Source organism: Acinetobacter lwoffii, assembly GCF_022809915.1.
Lineage (GTDB): Bacteria > Pseudomonadota > Gammaproteobacteria > Pseudomonadales > Moraxellaceae > Acinetobacter > Acinetobacter lwoffii_M.
In genome coordinates this window covers 1-2,390 of the sequence record NZ_JALGQY010000071.1, presented here as the reverse complement: position 1 = coordinate 2,390, position 2,390 = coordinate 1, and the positions used below count along the sequence as shown (strand labels likewise).

Annotated in this window: 3 protein-coding genes; all 3 read right to left on the bottom strand. The window is 33.6% G+C overall.

Going from position 1 to position 2,390, the window contains the following annotated elements; translation table 11 throughout:
• Positions 1-840: 840 nt before the first annotated feature.
• The gene (locus tag MTX11_RS16380) at positions 841-1,350 is read right to left on the bottom strand and encodes a PBECR2 nuclease fold domain-containing protein (RefSeq protein WP_180103981.1); all 510 of its coding nucleotides are present in this window, start codon (positions 1,348-1,350) and stop codon (positions 841-843) included.
• Positions 1,351-1,811: 461 nt separating this feature from the next.
• On the bottom strand, positions 1,812-2,003 hold the full coding sequence (locus MTX11_RS16375) for a YqaE/Pmp3 family membrane protein (protein ID WP_004728112.1): 192 nt from the start codon (positions 2,001-2,003) through the stop codon (positions 1,812-1,814).
• A 29-nt stretch (positions 2,004-2,032) separates the two neighbouring features.
• Positions 2,033-2,314, bottom strand: a complete 282-nt coding sequence (locus MTX11_RS16370; protein WP_243475604.1) for a mobilization protein — start codon at positions 2,312-2,314, stop codon at positions 2,033-2,035.
• Positions 2,315-2,390: the final 76 nt, after the last annotated feature.

Here is a 2,390-nt window from a genome sequence, read left to right as displayed (position 1 = left end):
TCTATCCAAGCATACAAATAATTTAGATAAAAGGGACCCAAATCTGAGGTCCCTTTTTATGCTATTTAACATAATGGGCGTTATACGAAGTACATTTGTATATTAAGTTAAAAATCAATCACTTAAAAATTTAGTCATGACCAATAAATCAGCAGAAATCTGCTTTTGTAATAAGTTGGTGAGTTTTTAAGCGAATCTGTAACATTTTGCCAGTAAAATTGGTTAAAAAACGATCAATTTGAGTGAAAGTGTCCATTCCATGCGGATCCAGGTTGCGAAACTATCCCCAATTGCTGTGGATAAAATTTAGGCTATTTTGTACGCTCAGGCTTACGTGAATCTCGGCCCTTTGCGGCTATCTAGGATACTGGAACTTTCCTATGATGAACTCATCAGGAACAGGAAGTTCCATAACATAAAACAAAAATTATAAGTTATTGCACATGGACCAGAGGGTACAACAGCACAATCAGCGACAATAAAAAACCCCGGCAGGATGCCGGGGTTTTTTATTATCTAAACTTTATTCAATTTCTTTGTATTTGCTTGGTTTCAACTTAGCAAAAATCAATCATCACTATCTTTAAGCAATTGATTTATCAAAAGTGAAGAATAATATTTCACGCATCTTTGTTTGGTCAAAAATTGATGTTATTGCTGCACTCTATGATAATATGTTATCATTATCTAATCGATTTAGATGTCTCTTTTAAGCGCGAAACAAATTGCTTCCAAGAGCTATAATTTGCGTAGGAACACCATTAATACTTGGATATTAGTGTCGTGTGAGACCTTAAGAGAGACGGAAGGCGGGCAACTAACAGTTAGCTCGCCTTTTTTTTATTTCTTATAAAGTAATTCACCTAGCCTATGCTTGTTGAGCTTTTTTAACTCACACTGCATAAAATTCCAAAGAACGTTATTATTCACATCTATTTTTAAAATCAGCAGAATATGGTTTTTGGAACCAGCAAATATTCCAATAAAAGCAAGTCTAAATCCTCCATCAGAATATTTAATTTTCCATACTTCAAATGGATTCAATAATGTAAGGTGAGCTAATTTCGAAAATCGTTCTCTAGCATCTCTTCTTTTCTCGACTACGTGCCTCAAGTTATCTATCGAAACAATCGCCCAACTTTGAATAGCATTAAGAAGAATTTTTCTTGAATCGATCCCATCAACTAGTTCAAATTCTTTAGAAACAATCTCTAAAGCTTCTTCTTCAGTATCACCAGCCTTTAAAATCATTGATTCTTCAAATGGATGAAATTTTTCTAGAGGAGTATTTTTAATGTCATCAAGATTAAAGTTTTTCCAACTTTCTTGATCTTTTTCCTCCCTAATCATTTACTATCTCAACCATAAAAACGAACTATTCTACTCGATTATTTCCTTAACTATGCACAATTATCAATCCCATAAACTAAAGATGAAAATCTTTAGTTTTCAAAGCTAAAACAATTATATGAATCTTATTAATGTCTATAAATAAAATTCATATTTAACATAAGATCTCTTATGCGAAGTCAAAAAAAGTAGCCCCATACCCTTATTGGATAGGAGCTTTGTGGCAAAAAATAGAGTGAATTCGATAAAAAATGAAATCCTCTAATTCTTGTTTTAATTATTTTTTTAACTAAGAATTAGAGGATTAATTTCTTTACCTCTGGAGTTTTATAATTATTGTTATAAGATTTATTAAATCACTTATTGCTCAAATAATCTTCACAATCTGATCATTCGCTCATGGATAAGTGTGATGGAAATCACAAAATCAATCAGATCTAAAAATCACACAATTACACTATTTATGATGAGCGAATTGTTCTTTTAATTTTCTGATCAGTCTTGTATTGCGACAAAGCATAGACCGCCCAGATGGCAGCCGGGATCCAACCTAAAACTGTAATCTGAAGTAGCAAACAAATGATGCCTGCAAATGGTCGCCCTATGGTGAAAAACAGCAGCCAGGGAAAAATTAAAGCAATTAGCAATCTCATTTCAAATTCCTATGTATCTTTTCAAAAAATTAATAATTAAATGCGGGCAGATCAAACAGCTTACGATCTCTTTCATCCATTAAATATTTATCCATCTGAGCAATCAGTTTTGCTCTGGCCTGTTCATCATCTTCGGTGATTTTTAGCATGCAGGATCCAATTAAAATCTTGCGTCTGGTATCATCCTTTCGAGCCTGTTCTTTCTCTTTGGCACGTTCTCTTGCCAGTGCTGCCTGTCTTTGAGCCTTTAACTGCTTTAGCTTTTCTTCCTGTGCCTTGATTTTACTATCTAGTGTTTCAGTAACGCTCATAATCCAATACCATCATCCTGGGAAACCATCCCTAACATAAGCGCACTTGAATATGCATTCAAGGTGCTATATGTAT